General features: G+C 54.2%; 17 protein-coding genes. 3 read left to right on the forward strand and 14 right to left on the reverse strand.

Annotated elements, in window-relative coordinates:
• Window positions 1-11 precede the first annotated feature (11 nt).
• The 7 genes from MCG44_RS15005 to MCG44_RS08430 form a co-directional block, all read right to left on the reverse strand.
• On the reverse strand, window positions 12-1,922 hold the full coding sequence (locus MCG44_RS15005) for an LTA synthase family protein (RefSeq protein WP_240287707.1): 1,911 nt from the start codon (window positions 1,920-1,922) through the stop codon (window positions 12-14).
• 234 nt (window positions 1,923-2,156) lie between these two features.
• Window positions 2,157-2,765: an imidazole glycerol phosphate synthase subunit HisH gene (gene hisH, locus MCG44_RS08405; protein WP_240287709.1), complete on the reverse strand. Its 609-nt coding sequence runs from the start codon at window positions 2,763-2,765 to the stop codon at window positions 2,157-2,159.
• 19 nt (window positions 2,766-2,784) lie between these two features.
• Window positions 2,785-3,360, reverse strand: a complete 576-nt coding sequence (gene hisB / locus MCG44_RS08410; protein ID WP_240287711.1) for an imidazoleglycerol-phosphate dehydratase HisB — start codon at window positions 3,358-3,360, stop codon at window positions 2,785-2,787.
• Window positions 3,361-3,472: 112 nt separating this feature from the next.
• Window positions 3,473-4,774, reverse strand: coding sequence for a histidinol dehydrogenase (hisD, locus tag MCG44_RS08415; RefSeq protein ID WP_186852539.1), 1,302 nt, complete (start codon window positions 4,772-4,774; stop codon window positions 3,473-3,475).
• Window positions 4,771-5,412 (reverse strand): ATP phosphoribosyltransferase, encoded by a 642-nt coding sequence (hisG, locus tag MCG44_RS08420; RefSeq protein ID WP_147571736.1) that lies wholly within the window; start codon window positions 5,410-5,412, stop codon window positions 4,771-4,773. The genes hisD and hisG overlap by 4 nt, the downstream gene beginning before the upstream one ends.
• The gene (gene hisZ, locus MCG44_RS08425; protein ID WP_147571735.1) at window positions 5,409-6,578 is read right to left on the reverse strand and encodes an ATP phosphoribosyltransferase regulatory subunit; all 1,170 of its coding nucleotides are present in this window, start codon (window positions 6,576-6,578) and stop codon (window positions 5,409-5,411) included. Before hisZ ends, hisG begins: the two co-directional genes overlap by 4 nt.
• Before the next feature lie 132 nt (window positions 6,579-6,710).
• Window positions 6,711-8,093: a sodium-dependent transporter gene (locus MCG44_RS08430; RefSeq protein WP_240287713.1), complete on the reverse strand. Its 1,383-nt coding sequence runs from the start codon at window positions 8,091-8,093 to the stop codon at window positions 6,711-6,713.
• A 203-nt stretch (window positions 8,094-8,296) separates the two neighbouring features.
• Between MCG44_RS08430 and MCG44_RS08435 the strand changes: the two genes are divergently transcribed.
• The 3 genes from MCG44_RS08435 to MCG44_RS08445 all read left to right on the forward strand — a co-directional run bounded on the left by MCG44_RS08435 (window position 8,297) and on the right by MCG44_RS08445 (window position 9,698).
• Window positions 8,297-8,908, forward strand: a complete 612-nt coding sequence (locus MCG44_RS08435) for a TetR/AcrR family transcriptional regulator (protein WP_240287715.1) — start codon at window positions 8,297-8,299, stop codon at window positions 8,906-8,908.
• A 130-nt stretch (window positions 8,909-9,038) separates the two neighbouring features.
• Window positions 9,039-9,521, forward strand: a complete 483-nt coding sequence (locus tag MCG44_RS08440) for a hypothetical protein (protein WP_240287717.1) — start codon at window positions 9,039-9,041, stop codon at window positions 9,519-9,521.
• Window positions 9,522-9,524: 3 nt separating this feature from the next.
• Window positions 9,525-9,698 (forward strand): hypothetical protein, encoded by a 174-nt coding sequence (locus tag MCG44_RS08445; protein WP_186852535.1) that lies wholly within the window; start codon window positions 9,525-9,527, stop codon window positions 9,696-9,698.
• Between the two features lie 52 nt (window positions 9,699-9,750).
• Here MCG44_RS08445 and MCG44_RS08450 read toward each other — a convergent pair whose 3' ends face one another.
• The 7 genes from MCG44_RS08450 to MCG44_RS08480 all read right to left on the reverse strand — a co-directional run bounded on the left by MCG44_RS08450 (window position 9,751) and on the right by MCG44_RS08480 (window position 19,018).
• On the reverse strand, window positions 9,751-10,263 hold the full coding sequence (locus MCG44_RS08450) for a ferritin (RefSeq protein WP_240287719.1): 513 nt from the start codon (window positions 10,261-10,263) through the stop codon (window positions 9,751-9,753).
• A 124-nt stretch (window positions 10,264-10,387) separates the two neighbouring features.
• A complete protein-coding gene (locus MCG44_RS08455; RefSeq protein WP_240287721.1) occupies window positions 10,388-14,572 on the reverse strand; it encodes a PolC-type DNA polymerase III in 4,185 nt (1,394 codons plus the stop codon).
• A 64-nt stretch (window positions 14,573-14,636) separates the two neighbouring features.
• Entirely contained in the window at window positions 14,637-15,674 is a 1,038-nt protein-coding gene (ispG, locus tag MCG44_RS08460) for a flavodoxin-dependent (E)-4-hydroxy-3-methylbut-2-enyl-diphosphate synthase (protein ID WP_240287723.1), read from the reverse strand.
• A gap of 29 nt (window positions 15,675-15,703) precedes the next feature.
• Complete coding sequence (locus MCG44_RS08465; protein WP_186852531.1) at window positions 15,704-16,768, reverse strand: M50 family metallopeptidase; 1,065 nt, start codon at window positions 16,766-16,768, stop codon at window positions 15,704-15,706.
• Between the two features lie 22 nt (window positions 16,769-16,790).
• A complete protein-coding gene (locus MCG44_RS08470) occupies window positions 16,791-17,927 on the reverse strand; it encodes a 1-deoxy-D-xylulose-5-phosphate reductoisomerase (RefSeq protein WP_147571727.1) in 1,137 nt (378 codons plus the stop codon).
• Window position 17,928: 1 nt separating this feature from the next.
• The gene (locus tag MCG44_RS08475) at window positions 17,929-18,111 is read right to left on the reverse strand and encodes a hypothetical protein (protein WP_147571726.1); all 183 of its coding nucleotides are present in this window, start codon (window positions 18,109-18,111) and stop codon (window positions 17,929-17,931) included.
• Between the two features lie 85 nt (window positions 18,112-18,196).
• Window positions 18,197-19,018 carry a phosphatidate cytidylyltransferase gene (locus MCG44_RS08480; protein ID WP_186852530.1) on the reverse strand — a complete coding sequence of 274 codons (822 nt, stop codon included), beginning with the start codon at window positions 19,016-19,018 and terminating at the stop codon, window positions 18,197-18,199.

A 19,018-nucleotide genomic window follows, 5' to 3' on the forward strand; every position in this document is an offset into this window, starting at 1 on the left:
CCCCAGCTTATTTAGCCATTCCCAAACACATAGCCGTAAAAATCATTCTCTATGACCAACGCTGTGCTGTCCAGCTTATATTGTACTAGCTTCTTCATGGCGGACACATAGTCCTCCTGTTCCTCTGCGGTCATGGAGACTCCCGCAGCCGGGGTAAAGGTACTGGTATAGCGGTCATAGAACCCCCGATCTGACCTCCAGCACTTGGAGGAAAAGACCACCAATCCCTCGTTGTCTGACAGAATATCGCTTCCGTCCAGCATCCGTGAGTCGTACTCCAGCCCCAGAAGATTGGACACCGTAGGCAGGATATCCACCTGGCAGCACACCTTATCTACCTCTACAGGCTCCTCCATGCTGGCCGACCACAGGATCAGGGAATTTCTGTATACGTCAAAATTGATGTTGCCCTCCTTCAGATACTCCAGGTCCTCTGAGCTTCCAAAGGATTCACCCGCCAGCTCCTCCAGTGTCGCTACATCGAAGTAAGGGATATGGTCGGGGGCAGCAACAATCAAGGTAGAGTCCAGCTTGCCCGCCTCCTCCAGCCGCTGGATGAGATACTCCAAAGCCCGATCCACTTCAATCACGGTGGCCACATAGTTCTTGGTGGTATCGCTGTAAGGCAACGGGTCCACAAGATCTCTGTACTGATTGGCCACACGGTTGTTGGAGTATGGCATGTGGCCGCTGATGGTCAGATAGTACACATGGAAGGGCGCCTCGCTATTGAGATAGTTGTCGATGCTGGCTTGGATCATATACTTGTCCCGCTGGGGCCACAGCAGCTTGCCGCTTTCGGACAGCTCCAAATTGTCAAAGCCCATGCCGAACTGTCGCCAATCGTAGCCCAGGTTAGGATGAGACTTCTCCCGGTTATACATATTGGAGTTGGGGTGATAGCCCTGGACCAGGTATCCCTCCCGTCCCAACTGCTGGGCCAGGGAGAAGTACAGGTTGGTCCCCAGGTCCCCGGTCCGGGGCAGGGTGGCCGGATTCCCGTTTTTCGGGTATAGTCCTAGCAAGTTCTGACACTCGCCGCCGGAGGTGCTGGTAAAATGGAGGGCGGTATAGAAGTTGTTGAATACAAAGCCCTCGTGGGTCAGCTTATAGAGTGTAGGGGTCAGCTCCGGGTCAATAGCGTAGCCAGAGAAACCTTCCAGTGTCAGGAAAATCACGTTATAGCCCTCGAACATCCCGGTATATTCATTCTTTCTGGTGGGAGTCACGCTGTTGAAATAGTTGGCTAACCACTGGATGTCCTGATTCGTAGCCGTTTCCGCAATTTGGGACAGGTCCACATCCATCACGTTGGGTGATGTGTCGATGACCGGCTCCGGGTCCTCTAGATTCTGGGAGGAGCCGCCCTCTTCCGAGGAGGAACTGCCTCCCAAGTCGCCCAGACCACTAAAGTCCGCATCTAATGTGTTGTCCGCCGGGAAAAAGAGGTGCTTCACATCCAGTCTCAGCGATGTCCACATACCGAGCTGCTCTACCTGGTCATCCATATTGGTGTCCATGCGGTACAGCTGCTTCGGAGTCAAATCCCCCTTCCAGGGCAGATGGACCATACCCAGGCCAAGCAGATGAAAAATTACCGCCCCGGCCAACACTACCCCGGAAAAACGGATATCAAATCGTCCAAAGCCCAGTAGGCGCCCCCCAAAGGCGATGATCAAAATCGCCGGAAGGAAAAGCAGCAAAATGATGGGAATGGAGCGCACTAGGGTAGATACGATCACGTCGGCGTAGTCAATGAGCCGATTTCCCGCCGCCATTTTCACAGCGCTGAACCCATAATAAGTGGTCAAAATCTTTTTTGCGATAATCTCCACCACATAAATCAGAGAAAACAGGAACGCCAGCACTTTGGTGATAATACAGTTGGCCAGCCGAGAGAACGGCAGGGTAAATGCGGCCACAAAAAGGCCTCCCGCCAGGCTGAACACCAGATAAATAGGCAAGTACCCTAAATAATTGCCCATATAAATATGAAGCACCAGCTCCAAATAGAGGATCTGTAGGGGAAAGAACATCACTCGCCCCAAAGTCTGCCCAGAGCCGGACCCTGTTCGGCTAGACCGGCGCTCCTGATAAATGCGTTTACCACTGTAAGGACGGGACATGGGAAATTACCCCCTGGAAATTCAATAGGTTCAGCGGGTTAAACCCGCAAAATTTTGTAAGATAGCCAGCCCGGTCTCTCCGCTCTTTTCCGGGTGGAACTGACAGCCAAAAAAGTTCCCGTTTTGGACGGCGGCAATCACAGGGACCCCATATTGGGACACAGCACTAACCTGGTCTGGATCTGTGTGCTGTGCGGAGAAGGAATGGACAAAATATACATAGCTGCCCTCATCTACCCCTTCAAACAACGGGGATCGACTAGGAAATGTCAGGCTGTTCCAGCCGATATGGGGCAGTTTTTCTTCCGTGGGGATCCTGGCACAGACTCCTTTTATGACACCCAGACCTGGGCAGGGTCTGACCTCCTCTCCCCTGTCCAACAGCAGCTGCATTCCAAGGCAGATCCCCAGCACAGGCTTTTTACGGCCCTGTTTCACCACAGACTGATCCAAGCCTGTGGCCCTTAGTTTGTCTGCCGCATCCGGAAAGGCACCCACTCCAGGCAGGACGATGGCCTGAGCCAGCTCCAACTCGTCCGGGTCTCCGGTAATTTTCGTTTCTATTCCCAGATAGGCAAAGGCGTTGGATACGCTTTTCAGGTTGCCTACACCATAATCTACAACAGCGATATAGCTCATAACTAGTCTCTCTCCCGGCTTACAGCAGCCCCTTAGTGGACACCACCTGATCCCCTTCCACTCTGATGGCCTCTTTGACGGCCAGTCCCAAGGACTTGAACAGCCCTTCTGTGATATGGTGGGCATTGGACCCGTAATGGCACTTCTGGTGCAGTGTCAGCCCACCGTTCATCGCTAAGGCACGCATAAACTCGACCGTCAAACAGGAGTCGTAGCCACCGATCATCCCCTGGGGCATCTCCGCGTCAAAAACCAGGAAGGGCCGGTTAGAAAAATCCAGGGCGGTAAAGCACAGGGCTTCATCCATGGGAACAAAGGCAGCGCCAAAACGCCGGATGCCCGTTTTTTCCCCAAGCGCCTGCTTCAGTGCCTGGCCCAAGACGATCCCCGTGTCCTCTACCGTGTGGTGTCCATCCACATGAAGGTCGCCCTCTACCTCCAGTTCCAAACCCCAGCCGGCATAGAAGGCCAGGGCGGTGAGCATATGATCAAAAAAGCCGATTCTTGTTTTTATTTCAATTTTTCCGCCTTCTAAGGTCAACTTGACCTGTATATTTGTCTCCTTTGTCACACGGGAAATTTCAGCCGTCCGCACAGCACGACCCCTCCCTCTATGTTCTATTCTGATTCGCTTCTCGGGACTTTGTCCCGGCAGTTTTTTAGTCAAGAAGATTAAGTGTAGTAGCGGATGTCTATCCACCGCGGTTTTACCCCCGCCTAATCTCAGGCTCCCCTTCCTCAAACCTCACACGGATCGAGTTGGCATGGGCGGTAAGCTTTTCTGTCTGGGCCAACGTCATGATCTCGGAAGAAATAGGTGCCAGACTGGACCGGTCAAACTGAATAACACTCATTGTTTTCAAAAAGCTGTCAACGCTCAGTGGGGAGAAGAACCTGGCCGTCCCACTGGTAGGAAGCACATGGTCAGGTCCCGCCAGATAATCACCCAGGGGCTCCGGACTGTAGGCCCCCAGGAATACGGCTCCAGCGTTTTTGACGCGGGGCAGCAGCTCCCGTGGCTGGCAGGTCATGATCTCCAGGTGCTCCGGCGCGATTTCATTGGCCAGCTCCACACACCAGTCCAGATTCGGGCAGACGATGGCGCAGCCGAAATCCCGCAGAGACGCCTCCATGATCTCAGACCGCTCCAGATAGCCGGTCTGGCGGATGATCTCTCGGTCCACGCTTCGAGCTAACTCCATGCTGTCCGTCAACAGTACCGCGGATGCTAGTTTATCATGTTCCGCCTGACTTAGCAAGTCCGCCGCCACATATTTCCCATCGGCTGAACCGTCAGCAATAATCAACACCTCAGAGGGGCCGGCCACCATATCGATATCCAGCGTACCATAGGCCATCCGCTTTGCCGCGGCGACAAAGGCATTGCCAGGGCCCACCAGTTTATCCACCTTGGGAATAAAGCCGGCGCCATAGGTCAAAGCGGCCACAGCCTGGGCCCCACCCACAGCGATAACCCGGTCCACTCCGGCGATCTTAGCAGCAGCCAGAACGCCGTCATTCAGATTATCTGTAGGAGGAGTCACCATAATGATCTCCTCCACACCAGCCACCTTGGCGGGAATGGCGTTCATCAGTACGGAGCTGGGGTAGGCGGCTGTTCCACCGGGAACATAGATTCCAACCCTGGTCAGTCCCCGTACGATCCTCCCAACAGTGCCACCGTCCGGAGAGGTCCACTCCACTGTTTTGGTCAATAATCGCTGATTATAGTCACGGATATTGTCCGCCGCATGTTCCAGGGCAGATATCAACTCCGGCGGGCAGCTCTGATAGGCCTGTTCCAGCCTCTCATTAGGTACCTCATAGGGCATCCGGTGGTCAAACTCCCTGGTATATCGCTCTACTGCCGGCAGGCCTTCTTCCTTTACATTCTCCATAATGGAGGAGACAGCCAGTTCTATCGCTTCGTTCTTTTGGGCAGCCCGGGCCCGCATGGCCTCCAACTGCTCACGCTCTCGCCGTCCATCCGCTTCGATAATAGTAATCATAGCTCTTTCTCCAATCCAGTCTCACATTTGGCAATCAAATCGTTGATCTGACCCTTATAGAGCTTCATACTGGCCGTGTTGATGATAAGGCGGGCGGATACATCAGCCACTGTCTCAATGGGCTCCAGTCCGTTTGCCTTTAAGGTAGCCCCGGTCTCCACGATGTCCACGATGGCGTCAGTTAGGTCCAGGAGCGGGGCCAGCTCCACACTGCCCTCAATCTTGATGATATCTACATCCATCCCTTTCTTCTCAAAAAAGGCCCGTGTCACCTCAGGATATTTGGAGGCCACCCGGCGGGTCTTATACGTCCCATAAAAATCGCTGCCTGACTTCACTGCCAAAGCAAAGCGGCACCGTCCAAAGCCCAGGTCCAGGACCTCATAAAAGCTGCCGCCCTTCTCCAGAATGGTATCCTTTCCCACGATGCCCAGATCGCATACCCCATGCTCCACATAGGTAATAACGTCTGGAGCCTTGGCCAGCACGGCATCCAGCGGATAGTTAGGCAGCGAGTGGATAAGCCGGCGGCCCGGGTCCCGGATGGGTCCGCAATCCAGCCCGACCCGTTCAAACAACTCCACAGACTGGTCCAGGAGCCGCCCCTTTGTGATTGCGATTCGCAGCCGTTCGCTCATACCAACACTCTCCTCTCTCCGTCCTTATCAAAGACTAGCACCATCTCCGCCCCCTTCTCCCGTGCCATATTTCTGCTGGACTCCAAGGTACGGCAGGGGGACAGCTCACAGGTGCCGGCGGGGCGCCCGTCCACAGCCTCCAATGCCTGGGATAGGTAGCCGGGCTCATAATGGACCACCGCCCGAAGCTGGGGCAGCGCGGTCTCCGGCAGGGTACGGGCCACAGCATCCACATCCACCGCAAAGCCAGTGGCCTGGGCCTCACGGCCAAATATCTCTACCAGCGCGTCATACCGGCCGCCTGACAGGACCGCGTCACCAGCCCCCTCTACATAGCCCCGAAAAACGACACCAGTATAGTAGTCGATCTGGTGGACCATCCCAAGGTCAAAACGGACATACTGTCCGTATCCAGCGGCGGACAGCTCGTCATAGAGGGCATGGAGATAGTCCACCGCCTCTGTTTTCCCCGCCAGCCTCTCCGCTTCGGCCAGGACCTCTGTCCCGCCGAAGAGTCGGGACAGCCGCTCCAGCGCGGCACAAGCCGGGTTACCTCTATAAGGAGATAAAAAGGCGTTCAGTGCCGCAAAATTTTTTCCCTCTACCAGGGTGCGTATCTCCTCCTCCTGGCCATCGTCCAGGTCCAGACGGGCGGCCAGGTCCCGGAAAAAGCCGGCGTGTCCCAACTCCACATGGAAGCGGGGCGCTCCACAAGACCGCAGGGAGTCAATGGCGGTAACGATGATTTCCAGATCAGCTTTCAACCCTTTGGCTCCAATAAGCTCAACACCACACTGGGGAATCTCCCGGCTGCTGCCGTTGTGGGCAGGGTTGGCCCGGTAAACCTTCTGGTCGTAGTACAGCCTCTGGGGCAGCGCCATAGAGCGGAGCTTTGTGGCAGCCACACGGGCGATTGGAGTGGTTGAGTCTGGCCGCATCACACAAATTTTTCCACTTGGATCCCCGACTTTTAACATCCGCTCCTGGGGAATCGCACTGCCAGACAGCGCAAATAGATCATAGTACTCTGTTTCCGGTGTAGAAACCTCTAAGTAGCCTCGCTGCCGAAACAAGCGGATCAGACGGCTCTGGACTTGGCGGCGCTCCTGGCACTCCGAGAAAAGACGGTCCCTCGTTCCCTCTGGCGTATTGACTGTCAGCTTCATGGTATCGCTCCCTCTGTCTGGTGAGAAGCTTCCTTCTCAAATTCTTTACCACGCTAATATACTACCATACTAAAAATATGTCAAGAAAAATAAAAAGCAGGGCGCTTAACGCGCCCTGCTGACACAGCCGGTTCAGCCCTTCCAAAAGGTATTCCAATATCCCATCACGAAAATGAACAGCACAATCAGCGGCAGGACATAGGTGACATAGAAGCGAGTAGCGGCCGGAAAACGCAGTCCGCTGCCGGCGTTGGCCTCGGCAAGGAAGGCGTCCCAGCCCCATCCCCGTTTGGAGACGCAGAACAATAGGTAGAGCAGCGAACCTAGGGGCAGAATGTTCTGGGACACTAAAAAGTCCTCTATACCAGAGATATCCATTCCAAGGGGCCGGAAAGCTGCCCACAGGTTAGAGCCCAGCACACAGGGCATGGACAGGATCAAGACCCAGATAAAATTGACCAGCACAGCTTTTTTCCGGCTCCATCCCTTGTCCATACAAAAGGAGATGATATTCTCAAAGACAGCAATGATGGTGGACAAAGCCGCAAAGGACAGGAATAGGAAAAAGAGAGCTCCCCACAGCCGCCCCATTGGCATATGGTCAAAAATATTGGGCAGGGTAACAAAAACCAGAGAGGGCCCCTCTCCGGTGGGGACTCCAAAGGCGGAGCAGGCCGGGAAGATGATTAGCCCGGCTACAAAAGCTACGCAGGTATCCAGTACGCCGATCCGCAGAGCCTCCCCGGTCAAGCGGTGCTCTTTGCCGATGTAACTCCCAAAAATGGCGATGGCGCCAATTCCAAGCGACAGGGTGAAGAATGCCTGCCCCATAGCGGCAAAGATCGCCTCACCCAAAATCCAATTTCCTTGGGCGTCATACATCAAATTCCGAAAATTGGGCTGAAGATAAAACTTCAGCCCCTCCCCCGCTCCCTCCAGAGTGATGGAGTTGACCGCCAGCACCAACATCAGCGCCAGCAGGCACAGCATCATGACCTTGTTAACTCGCTCCACTCCATTCCGCAGCCCCTGGGCACACACCAGCATTCCGATACATACCACGATCACCATATATATGGTCATAATGCCGGGGCGGGCCTGCATCTGGCTGAATTGCTCTGCCACGCCGGCGGCATCCAAACCCATAAAATCGCCCCGTAGCATTTTGACAAAGTAGTAGAGCAGCCACCCAGCTATGACCGTGTAGAACATCATCAGTAAATAGTTGCCCGCAAAACCGAGATAGCTGTACCAATGCCATTTGGAACCGGCCGGCTCCAGAACGTGGAAGGACAAGGCCATGCTCCTCTGGCTGGCCCGGCCGACCGCCAGCTCCGTCACCATGACGGGCAGTCCAAGAATGACCAAAAACAGCAAATAGATCAGGACGAAGGCCGCACCTCCGTACTTTCCTGTGATGTAGGGGAATCTCCATACATTCCCTAGCCCAATCGCGCACCCGGCTGAAATCAAAATAAATCCCAAGCGGGACGAAAAGCTTTCTCTCTCGTCCATGGCTCCTGCCTCCTAAAATTTGTCTGATTATCCATAACACAGTGACTACATTGTACCGAAACTCTCCAGCCAGGTCAACTCAATGACTTATGTTTGCCCGATTTTTCTTTTCAGAAAAAGACCTTCTGTGAAAAATATCCATTCCCTCCCGCCGGATATTCTGATATACTTGATTCTATCCAGAGGGAAAAAGGAGGGATACCATGGCGAAAAAAACTTATACCGTCCAGGATCGGGAGGATATTCGGGAGCGGCTGCTGGATCTGGGGCAGCGTTCTTTTTCCCAAAAGGGATATCGTGAGGCCTCTCTAAAGGAGATCTATGAGGCCGTCGGGATATCCAAAGCGTTTTTCTATACCTTCTTTCCCTCTAAAGAGGCTCTAGCAATTCAAGTGCTTCGTCGTCAGCGGACCAAGATGCTGGAGCGGGCCCGGAAGGTGGCACAGGAGAGCGCCTCTTGGAGAGGCAGTCTGGAGACTGTGTTTGACCTGTTCTTCCACGGCGACCGGCATGGCGTATTTGTATTGGAGTTAGATGATCTCCCCCATCTGTGCCGCCATATGTCCCAGCATGAATTGCAGGATTTCGAAATGGGACTTACTCAATTTTATCAGGCGCTTTTGGAACTTTGGAACATCCCCGTCACCGCTGGTCAGTGTCATCTGATCCAGAACATGGTCAATACGCTCTTACTCAGCTATCATTCCCATCTATACTCCTCCTTTCCCTTCCATCCTGGTGTCGATGAGGAAACGGTGTCCCTCCAGATTCGGCTGATCATTGACTACTTAGAGGGAATTTATCGAAACGCATAACTCGACTCCGGGCCCGGCAGAGTCGCTGGGCTTTGTCTTGACAAATAGACCTTCTGTTATTATACTGCATTTATAAATACCTTTTTATAAAAAAGTATTTATAAATCAAAGAATAGAAAGAGGTTTTCTCATGGGACTGTTTGGCAAGCTATTCAAAGGGCCTGAAGTTGATCAGGAGAAAAGTGAGAACAACAAGAAAAAGATGCGTGCTCTTTTTGACCAGGTAGTGGAAAACGGGGCACAGTATAAGCTGCTGGCCTGCTACACGGAGGATGTACGCCGGTTCAATTATGGTCTGGTCCACGGCAGCAAAAGCACCATCGCCAGTCTGATCGTGGGATGGAAGGAGGAGGACCCAACTGTGGTCATCCTTCCAACTGTGCCGGACTTGTCCGGTTGCGGTGACCCTCTAGTCTATAAAAAGTCCGAAATTGAAAAGGCGTATCGGGAAAAAATGCTGGATAGCCTTGTGATCTATCCCGATAAAAAGGGGTATACGGCACTCAAAACATTCAGCTGGCTGGATGACGAAAATTTGTATATCTATGTAGACCAGGAACAGGAGGAAAAAGACTTCCGCAACTTCTTCCTCAACGTTTACGCTACCAAATAAGGTATGGAGCATCTGATTTTATTTGGCGGCCTGTTAGCTGTCCTGCTTCTGATCCTCGTCGTGGGAAATCTCTGGTTCCATCTGGTAGAGTGGGCACTAGCACGAATCAAAGAGCTCTTCCTTCCGCAAAAGAGAGAAAACTGGCATACTTTTTCAGACCATGAAGAAAAGAAGTAAAAAGGCCCGCCCCGCTTTCAGCGGGGCGGGTCTCTATTTTCCTTCTGGTCCCTTACAGTGTCAACGATGGGGCGGTATAGGTCCGGCCGGCCATCTCGCTGTTCAGCGCATACAGGCTTTTAGCATCGTCGCCAAAGAGCCTCATCTTCTTAATCATATCCTCAGCTGTCTTTTCTTCTTCGCCTTGCTCCTTAACAAACCAATCCAGGAACTGCATGGTCCGGAAATCCTTGGCGGAATAGGCAGCCTCATAAATCGTGTGGATCAGGCTGGTAACATATCTCTCATGCTCAAGCCCCAGTTCCAGCACCTGCAATTTGTCCTTCAACTCCTTGTCAGGCTTGGCAATAGCCTCCAGGGTGACCTTCTCACCATTATTCTGCAGGTACTGCAGCATCAGTACGGCGTGGTCTCTCTCTTCCTGGGCCTGGATCATATACCAGTTGGCGAAGCCGTCCAGCCCCACCTCCTCATAGTACACAGAGAAGTCCAGATACAGATAAGCGGAGTAAAACTCCTTATTGATCTGGTTATTGATGAGTTCCGCAACTTTTTTATCCAACATAAAAATGACCCTTTCTTTGCATGATTACCCCTTATGAGGCAGATGTATCCTATCACAGCAGGTAAACTTTTACAAGTCCCTTTCTTCCCCTTCCCTGGAAAAGAAGATCGTCCAGTCAAATGCTCTAACCAAATAGAGAAAACAGATCTATTTGACTGGTTTCCGGCATATCTCCGAAGGCTCCGGCCTCCTTCAGCATCTCAATGTGTGTCTTGGACACTTTGGGGCAGGCCGCTGTCACCTCTTCAATGGAGATAAAATGCCGGTCCCTGGCCTGCTCCGCCAGAGAGATGGCCGCTGTTTCCCCCAGTCCAGCCACAGACACAAATGGGGGGATCAGAGTTCCCTTTTCCTCATCCATAGCGAAATGGATGGCCTGGGATTTATACAGGTCCAGCCGCTCGAAATGGAAGCCCCGGAGATAGAATTCATAACAGACCTCCAGGGTGATAAGCATATCCTGCTCCACCGCTGTGGCCTCCTTATCCTTGGCGATGATCTCTCTCATCTTCTTTTGGCACACATCCATGCCCCGGCACATAAACTTCTCGTCAAAAGCCTTGGCCCGGATGGAGAAGAAGGCCGCGTAGAAAGCCAAAGGGCGGTGGGCCTTAAACCAGGCGATGCGAAACGCCATCATCACATAGGCTACTGCGTGAGCCTTCGGAAAGAGGTAAGCAATCTTTTTACAGGAGTTGATGTACCAGTCAGGGACGCCTGCCGCCCGCATCTCCTCCTCCGCTCCTTCGGGCAGGCCCCGGCCCTTTCGGACCGACTCCATGATCTTGAACGAGCGCTTAGGCGGCATCCCCTTGGAGATAAGGAACAGCATAATGTCATCACGACAGCCTACGCACTCCGACACGCCGCCCGTACCGCTCATGATAATATCCCTGGCATTGCCCAGCCATACATCCGTACCGTGGGTAAAGCCGGAGATCCGAAGCAGCATATCAAATTGGGTAGGTTGCGTTTCCTCCAGCACCCCACGAGTAAATCTGGTGTTGAACTCCGGAACGGCTACGGCGCCAGTGGGCCCCAATACCTTGTCGTTCTCAAACCCAAGGACCTTGGATGAGGTAAACAGTGACATGGTGTCTGGATCATCCAGCGGGATCTCCCTGGCATTCACCCCCGTCAGATCCTCCAGCATACGCACCATCGTCGGGTCATCGTGTCCAAGCATATCCAGCTTGAGCAGGTTGGACTCCATGGAGTGGTATTCAAAGTGGGTCGTGATGATGTCACTGTTCGGGTCGTCCGCAGGATGCTGGACGGGACAGAAGTCATAGATCTCCTTATCCTGGGGAATGACCACCATTCCGCCCGGATGCTGTCCGGTGGTGCGTTTGACGCCGGTGCAGCCGATGGCCAGCCGGTTCTCTTCCGCCTTTGAAACACTCTTTCCTTTTTCCTCAAAATATTTTTTTACATAACCAAAAGCGGTCTTCTCCGCAACGGTCCCGATGGTGCCCGCCCGGAACACATGGGTCTGACCAAAGAGCTCAAAGGTATACTTGTGGGCGCTGGACTGGTACTCGCCGGAGAAATTCAGGTCGATATCTGGGACCTTGTCGCCGCCGAACCCCAGGAAGGTCTCGAAGGGGATGTTGAAGCCGTCCTTGACATATTTTGTCCCGCAAACGGGACAGACAGCGTCCGGCATGTCCACTCCGCAGCCATAGAGGTGAGCGGGATCCTGGGCATAGTCAAAGTCAGAATGCTTGCACTTGGGGCAGCGGTAGTGGGCTGGCAGGGAGTTGACCTCGGTAATACCGGACATGAAGGCGACCAGAGAGGAGCCCACCGATCCCCGTGAGCCTACCAGATAGCCATGCTCCAAGGAGTTTTGAACCAACTTTTGGGCGGACATATAGATGACGTCATACTTACACCGAATAATGTCTCCCAGCTCGGCGTTGATCCGGTCCACCACAATCTGGGGCGGCTCCTCTCCATAGAGCTCATGGGCCTTCCCCCAGACCAGACGGGTCAGCTCTCCATCAGAGTCCTCAAGCTTGGGGGCAAACAGCCCCTTTGGGAGCGGTTCGATAGGATCGCACCAGTTGGCGATCAGATTGGTGTTTTCCACCACCACCTGATGCGCCTTCTCCTTTCCAAGATAGGAAAACTCCTTCAGCATCTCGTCCGTAGTCTTGAAATAGATTGGCAGGGCCTCGTCGGCATCCTCAAACCCCTTAGAGGCCAACAGGATGTGCCGATATATCTCGTCCTCTGGGTCCAGGAAGTGGACGTCGCCGGTGGCGCAGACTGGTTTCCCCAGCTCCTCCCCCAGCTTGACGATGGTACGGTTGAAGTCCCGCAGCTCCTCCTCGGTGCGGACCATCCCCTTACGCAACATGAACATATTGTTGCAGATCGGCTGTATCTCCAGATAGTCATACCAGGAGGCAATACGCTTCAGCTCTTCCCAGCTCTTCCCGTCCACCACGGCCCGGAACAGCTCTCCCGCCTCGCAGGACGAACCGATGATAAGCCCCTCCCGATTCTCTTCAATAAGAGATTTGGATATGATAGGGACTCGCTTAAAGTGCTCTAAGTAGGACAGGGAGATCAGCTTGTATAGATTGCGAAGGCCGGTCTGATTCTTAGCTAGAACAATCAGGTGCTTTGGCTGGCGCTTGGCTCTGCCGCCCTTGCGCAGCTTGGGCATGTAGCCGTTGATCTGGTTAAGGTTATCAAGGCCGGCTTCCTCCAGCATTTCAAAAAAGTGGGGCAGCATATAGGCCACTGTGGCTGCGTCATCGCTGGCCCGATGATGGTTAAAGGCCGGGAGATGCAGATGCTCCGCCACAATATTCAGCTTGTGCTTGTTCAGCTCCGGCAACAGGTTCTGGGCCAGGATCAGGCTGTCAACGGAGGGATTGTGAAAGGGGATGCCATATCGCTGACACCCCTCCGCAAGAAAGCCCATGTCGAACTCGGCGTTGTGTGCAGCCAGAGGCCGATCACCGGCAAACTCCAAAAAGGCACGAAGTGCCTCCTCCTGGGATGGGGCTCCTACCAGCATTTCATCCGTGATTCCGGTCAGATTGATAATGTCGGCAGACAGGATACGGCCTGGTGAAACAAAGGTATTGAAGGTATCGGTGACCTCGCCGTTCTTCAGCACCACGGCACCAATCTCAATAATGACCTCATATTTTTTATGAAATCCGGTGGTTTCCAGGTCAAAGCATACGATTTCTTCCTCAAATCCCTGGTCCGGTGTCCCATGGATGGCCACCCGGTCGTCCACGTCGTTGACAAAATAGGCCTCTACGCCATAGAGCAGCTTGATCTTTTTGGCCGAATGCCAGGCGTCTGGGAAAGAGTGGGCCACACCGTGGTCGGTGATAGCGATGGCAGGATGTCCCCAGGCCTCAGCCCGTTTTACCACATTTTTGTCCGGCCCCAGCTTTGGTCCCACAGAGGTCAGCGCATCCATGGAGGACATGGTAGTATGCAGGTGGAGCTCCACCCGCTTCTCCGGTGCTGTATCCTCCTTCATTTTCTTTTCCACAGCGGTAACGGCCACAGGTTCCAGCACCATATCACCATAAAACCGGTCCATGTTCAGCCGGCCCTGGACCTTGACGTGCATCCCTTTTTTGATCCCATCCACCAGCGGTTTTCCCTCATCGCCTGGAAAAAATTTATTGACGCGGATAGAGCCGGTATAGTCGGTCATATCAAAGGCGACTACCCAGGCTCCCCGCTTTTTCAGCTCCCGGTTATCCACAGCAAAGACATCGCCTTCCACCACCACTGTACCCATGTCCAGCTCCAGGTCCCCCATAGGGGTGGGAGCTTTGGTGATAGTCTTGCCGAAGATCGCTTTGCCGGTGCTCTTCTTCTCCCCCTTAGGAGCACAAGGGCCTGAGGGCTTTACGCCGGCCCGCTTCAAGGCTGCCTGCCGAATGGCCTCGGTGCGTGCGAAGGGATCCTCGTCGCCGCGGGGTTCGCATCCTTCGCTTCCGGCTGTTGGCAAAAGCTCACTTACTTCGCCGCTCCTTTTCTCCAAACCGGGCCCGCTTCTCTGGGCTCCAGTTTGGGATACGGAGTTGTCTGCCGGAGCTGCCGCCTCGATTTTCACACTGCCCAGGCCATAGGCTCTGCACACCGCCTCCTCCGCCTGGGCTATTAGGTTCGGCCCCGCGCCTTCCGCTCTCTCCACCAATATTTTAGCGCTTCGGCTGCCTTTGTCGATGGCGGCGGATACGATCAGCCAGCCCTCCACGCCGTTGGACAGCTCGGTCCACTGGCGCAGGGCGGCAAACATCTCTAAAAAAGGTATCTTCTGGGACATTGGTGCTCGATTCTCCTTGCGCTTCTTACCTGGAACGCCCTCACCGCGCCCAGTCCATCTGTTTTTATAGTGTATCGATCAGTGCAAACAGCTCGTCCACCAACTGATCCTGTGGGACCTTTTTGACGATCTGCCCCTTTTTGAAGAGCAGGCCTTCCCCCTGTCCTCCCGCAATCCCACAGTCGGCGGCGGAGGCTTCCCCAGGACCGTTGACTACGCAGCCCATGACCGCTACGGTGATCGGCTTATCCACCGCCTTCAGACGCTCCTCCACCTCCCCAGCCAGGGAGATCAAATCGATACGAGTACGACCGCAGGTGGGGCAGGAAACCAGTTCCGCTCCCTCTCTTCGGATGCCTGCCGCCTTCAGGATATCCCGTGCGGCCATGACCTCCTGTACCGGGTCGGCGGACAGGGACACCCGCATCGTATCACCGATGCCCAAAGCCAGCAGCCCACCTATTCCAATGGCCGACTTTAGAGTGCCCATACGGACCGTGCCCGCCTCAGTTACTCCAATATGTAAAGGGTAATCACTTTTCAGACTCATAAGCTGATAGGCTTTCATAGTAGTGGGGACACCGGAGGACTTCAGGGACACGCAGATATCATCAAAGTCAAATCGGTTCAGCAACCGAATATGGCCGAAGGCAGATTCCACCATCGCCTCTGGGCACACCTTGCCGTATTTGGCCAGAATATCCTTCTCCAGCGAGCCGCCGTTTACCCCGATGCGGATCGGGATGTTCCTCTGGCGGCAGGCATCGGCCACCGCCTTTACACGGTCCTCACTCCCGATATTTCCGGGATTGATTCGGACCTTGTCGGCGCCGGCCGCAATGGCTTCCAGAGCCAGCCTATAATCAAAGTGGATATCCACCACCACAGGCAGCGGACTGCGCTCCTTGATTTTTCCTACCGCATGGGCCGCCGCCTGGTCAGGGACAGCCACCCGGACGATATCGCACCCGGCGGTAGCCAGAGCCCGTATCTGGGAGAGAGTGGCATCCACATCATCTGTACGGGTATTGGTCATAGACTGGATGGAAACCGGCGCCCCGCCGCCTATAGGTACGCCTCCTACATGGATCTGTCTGGTCATGTCACAAATCCTCCCTTTCCGGACACTTCTTATCTTCCGAACAGCTTGCCCACATCACTTAGGGTGACCACCAGCATCAGGCACATCAGCGCAGCCAGACCGGCCATGTGAACGTATCCCTCGTACCTGGGATCTATTCTCTTTCGGAACAGTCTATAAAGCACGGTGTTAAGCAACAGGAAAAACACTCTCCCGCCGTCCAACGCTGGCAGCGGCAGAAGATTCATGACCGCGAGATTGACCGCGATGAGGGCCGCAAAATAGGTCAGGCTGTAAAAGGCCGCATAGGCAGACGTAGCCGAGCTCCCCACTTCCGTCATGGTATCCACGATGCCGACAGGTCCGGACAGGTCGCGGACTCCCACAGATCCTGAAATCAGGTCCCCCAGACTGATCCACACCAGGCGGACAAAGTCCAGAGACATATTCCAGGCGTATTGCACCTTTCCAAATCCGGACAGAGGCGCAGCCTCCGAAGCCACCAGGATTCCGCGGCGGTTTGTGGTCACTCCTTCTTCGTCGGTACGCTCCTGACGGGGCAGATAGAGGCCGTCCAGTCGCACCGTCTGCCCGTCGCGCTCCACTACGATGTCTAGCGTATCCCCCGCCCGCTCCAGATACATCTGGGCATTGCCGTAAACCAGGATTCGGTGACCGTCAATAGACAGAAACCGATCCCCTGGCAGGAGCCCGCATTCTTCAGTTCCATAGCCGGGGGTAGAACCTCCGTAGGTTTCCACAAGGACAGCCTGCTGTGGAACATAGAGAATCAGGATCAGAAGCAGTCCAGTGAGAAAATTCATTGCGGCTCCGGCGCACAGAATGACCATTTTCTTCCAACTGGCCGCCTTTCCAAAGGCCCGCGGATCAACGGAGTCATCGTCCTCCCCCTCCATGGCACAGTATCCGCCAATAGGAAGGATACGGACGCTGTAAAGGGTGTCGCCTCGCTGCTTTTTCCAGATAGCTGGGCCCATCCCCACAGAAAACTCGTTGACCTTTACCCCCAGCAGCTTTGCCGTGGCGAAATGGCCCAATTCATGGGTGGCGATCAGGACGCCGAAAATCAGAATTGCGACGATGATATAGAGCATAGAACCTCCAAAAAAGGTAAAATCAATCAATGGCCTCTCGCGCTGCCCGGTCAGCCTCCAGGACGTCGTCTAACCCAGGCTCCCGAACTACTGGTACCCGCTCCATGGCCAAGGCCACCTTCTCAGCGATCTCCAGGAATCCGATCTTCCCGGCCAGAAACTGGGACACCGCCTCCTCGTTAGCGCCGTTGAGGATGGCGCCGGCTGTTCCCCCTGTTTCGGCTGCCTCCATCGCCAGCTTTAGGCACCGGAAAGTATCTGTATCCGGTGTCCCGAAAGTCATTGACCCACAGTTCCACAGGTCCAGTGGGACAGCCGGACCGGGCGTCCGCTTAGGCCATGTCAGGGCATATTGGATGGGCAGACGCATATCTGGCGCGCCAAGCTGGGCAATCATGGCATTATCACAGTATTCCACCAGCGAGTGGATAATACTCTCCCGGTGGATCAGGACAGAAATTTTCTCCGGTGGCATCCGATATAGGTGCATAGCCTCAATAAATTCCAGCCCTTTATTCATCAGGGTGGCCGAATCCACAGTGATCTTCGCCCCCATTGACCAGTTCGGATGCTGTAAAGCATTTTCCCTGGTCATTCCTTTCAATTCAGCAGGTTTTTTGCCATAGAAAGGGCCACCGGAGCAGGTGAGAATCAGCCGTTTGACCTCTCCCCTGTCCCTGTTGCCCTCCAGACATTGGAATAGGGCGGAGTGCTCTGAATCCACAGGTATAATCTGGGCCCCATAGTCCCGAGCCTCCTCCAGTACAAGCTGGCCGGCACATACCAGCGTCTCTTTGTTGGCCAGAGCGATCCGCTTCCCCTCACGAATCGCGGCCAAGGTGGGACGCAGACCGATCATTCCCACCACAGCGGTAATGACAGTGTCAGCGCTGGAAAGGGAAGCTGCCTCCAGAATGCCCTCCATACCACCTAACACCCTGACGTTCGTATCGGCAAGTTTGACCCGCAGATCGCCGGCCGCTCTCTCGTCCATCAGAACAGCAAGCTCAGGCCGGTATCGGCGCGCCTGCTCCTCCAGCAGTTTCACACTGGAATTGGCTGTAAGCGCCACCGCCTCCATACCGCAGGCGGAAATCACCTCCAGAGACTGCCGCCCGATGGAGCCTGTGGAGCCTAAGATTGTGATTCGTTTACTCATATTAAAATACCCTCAAAATCAAAACGGCAAGGCACACAACAATCCCGGTCAGAAGGGAGGCAATCACTGTGTGCGGGTCCCACTGTTTCTTCTGTGCCGGGGTCTTATAGCACGCGGCAGCTCCAGAGAATATGGCAACGAAGATTGCCAGCCAAAGAAACCAGGGCAAACCGGCAAATTCCAAGTTTATCCTCCTTACAACGCCAAGTACACGAAGTTCGCCCGACCAAAATTTTCTTTACCTCTTTTCTTTTCTAAAAGAGAGGAAATTAGAAGGCCGGAATCAGCTCCACTAAAATCAACAGCATGGGTGCGGCGAAGATCATAGAGTCAAACCGGTCCAGCATCCCTCCATGTCCTGGAAGCAGAGTCCCATAATCCTTGATGCCGAACTGCCGCTTTACCAAAGAAAAAGACAGGTCACCCAACTCAGTAATAGCGCTTCCCAGTATCCCATAGAGCGCCATGATGTGAAGTTCCACAGACAAGCCTGCGAATTGCCGCAGAAGCAGGCCGTAACCCAGGAGGAACAGACCTCCGGTCAGCAGTCCTCCAATATAGCCTTCCACAGATTTATTAGGGCTGACCTTGGTGACACCCCGGTGTTTCCCAAGAAATACGCCCGCAAAATAGGCTCCGATGTCGGTAGTAAAGGCGCAGAGCACAGGCAGCAGCACTAAAAATCTGCCGTTCTCCATCATTTTGAGGGGTATCAGTGAGGACAGAAACAGGGGAACAGCGATGCCCCCAAAGAGGCAGACAACAATCTCACTGAATTTGATCTCTCGCTCTGTGCCGTACTGGCGGACAGCAAAGAAAAAGGCCACAGCCATCAATGCGAGAGAAACCGCCCGGATATACCAACCACCATAGCCCCACCGCCAGCATCCAAAGGGAATCATAGCCGCAGCGATGGCAGTAAAAATATACAGTCCATTATGGTGAGCTACCTGTGTCGCCCGCAGCAGTTCAAAAGAGGCAAGGGCCAAAATAAAGGCCAGCATCACGACCAAATAGATTGGCGGCAGGAAGAATAGCACGCTTAGAAAAAGGGGGGCCAGTACCACCCCGACACAAATACGTTTCAGCAA

The sequence above is a fragment of the Lawsonibacter sp. OA9 genome (assembly GCF_022440585.1).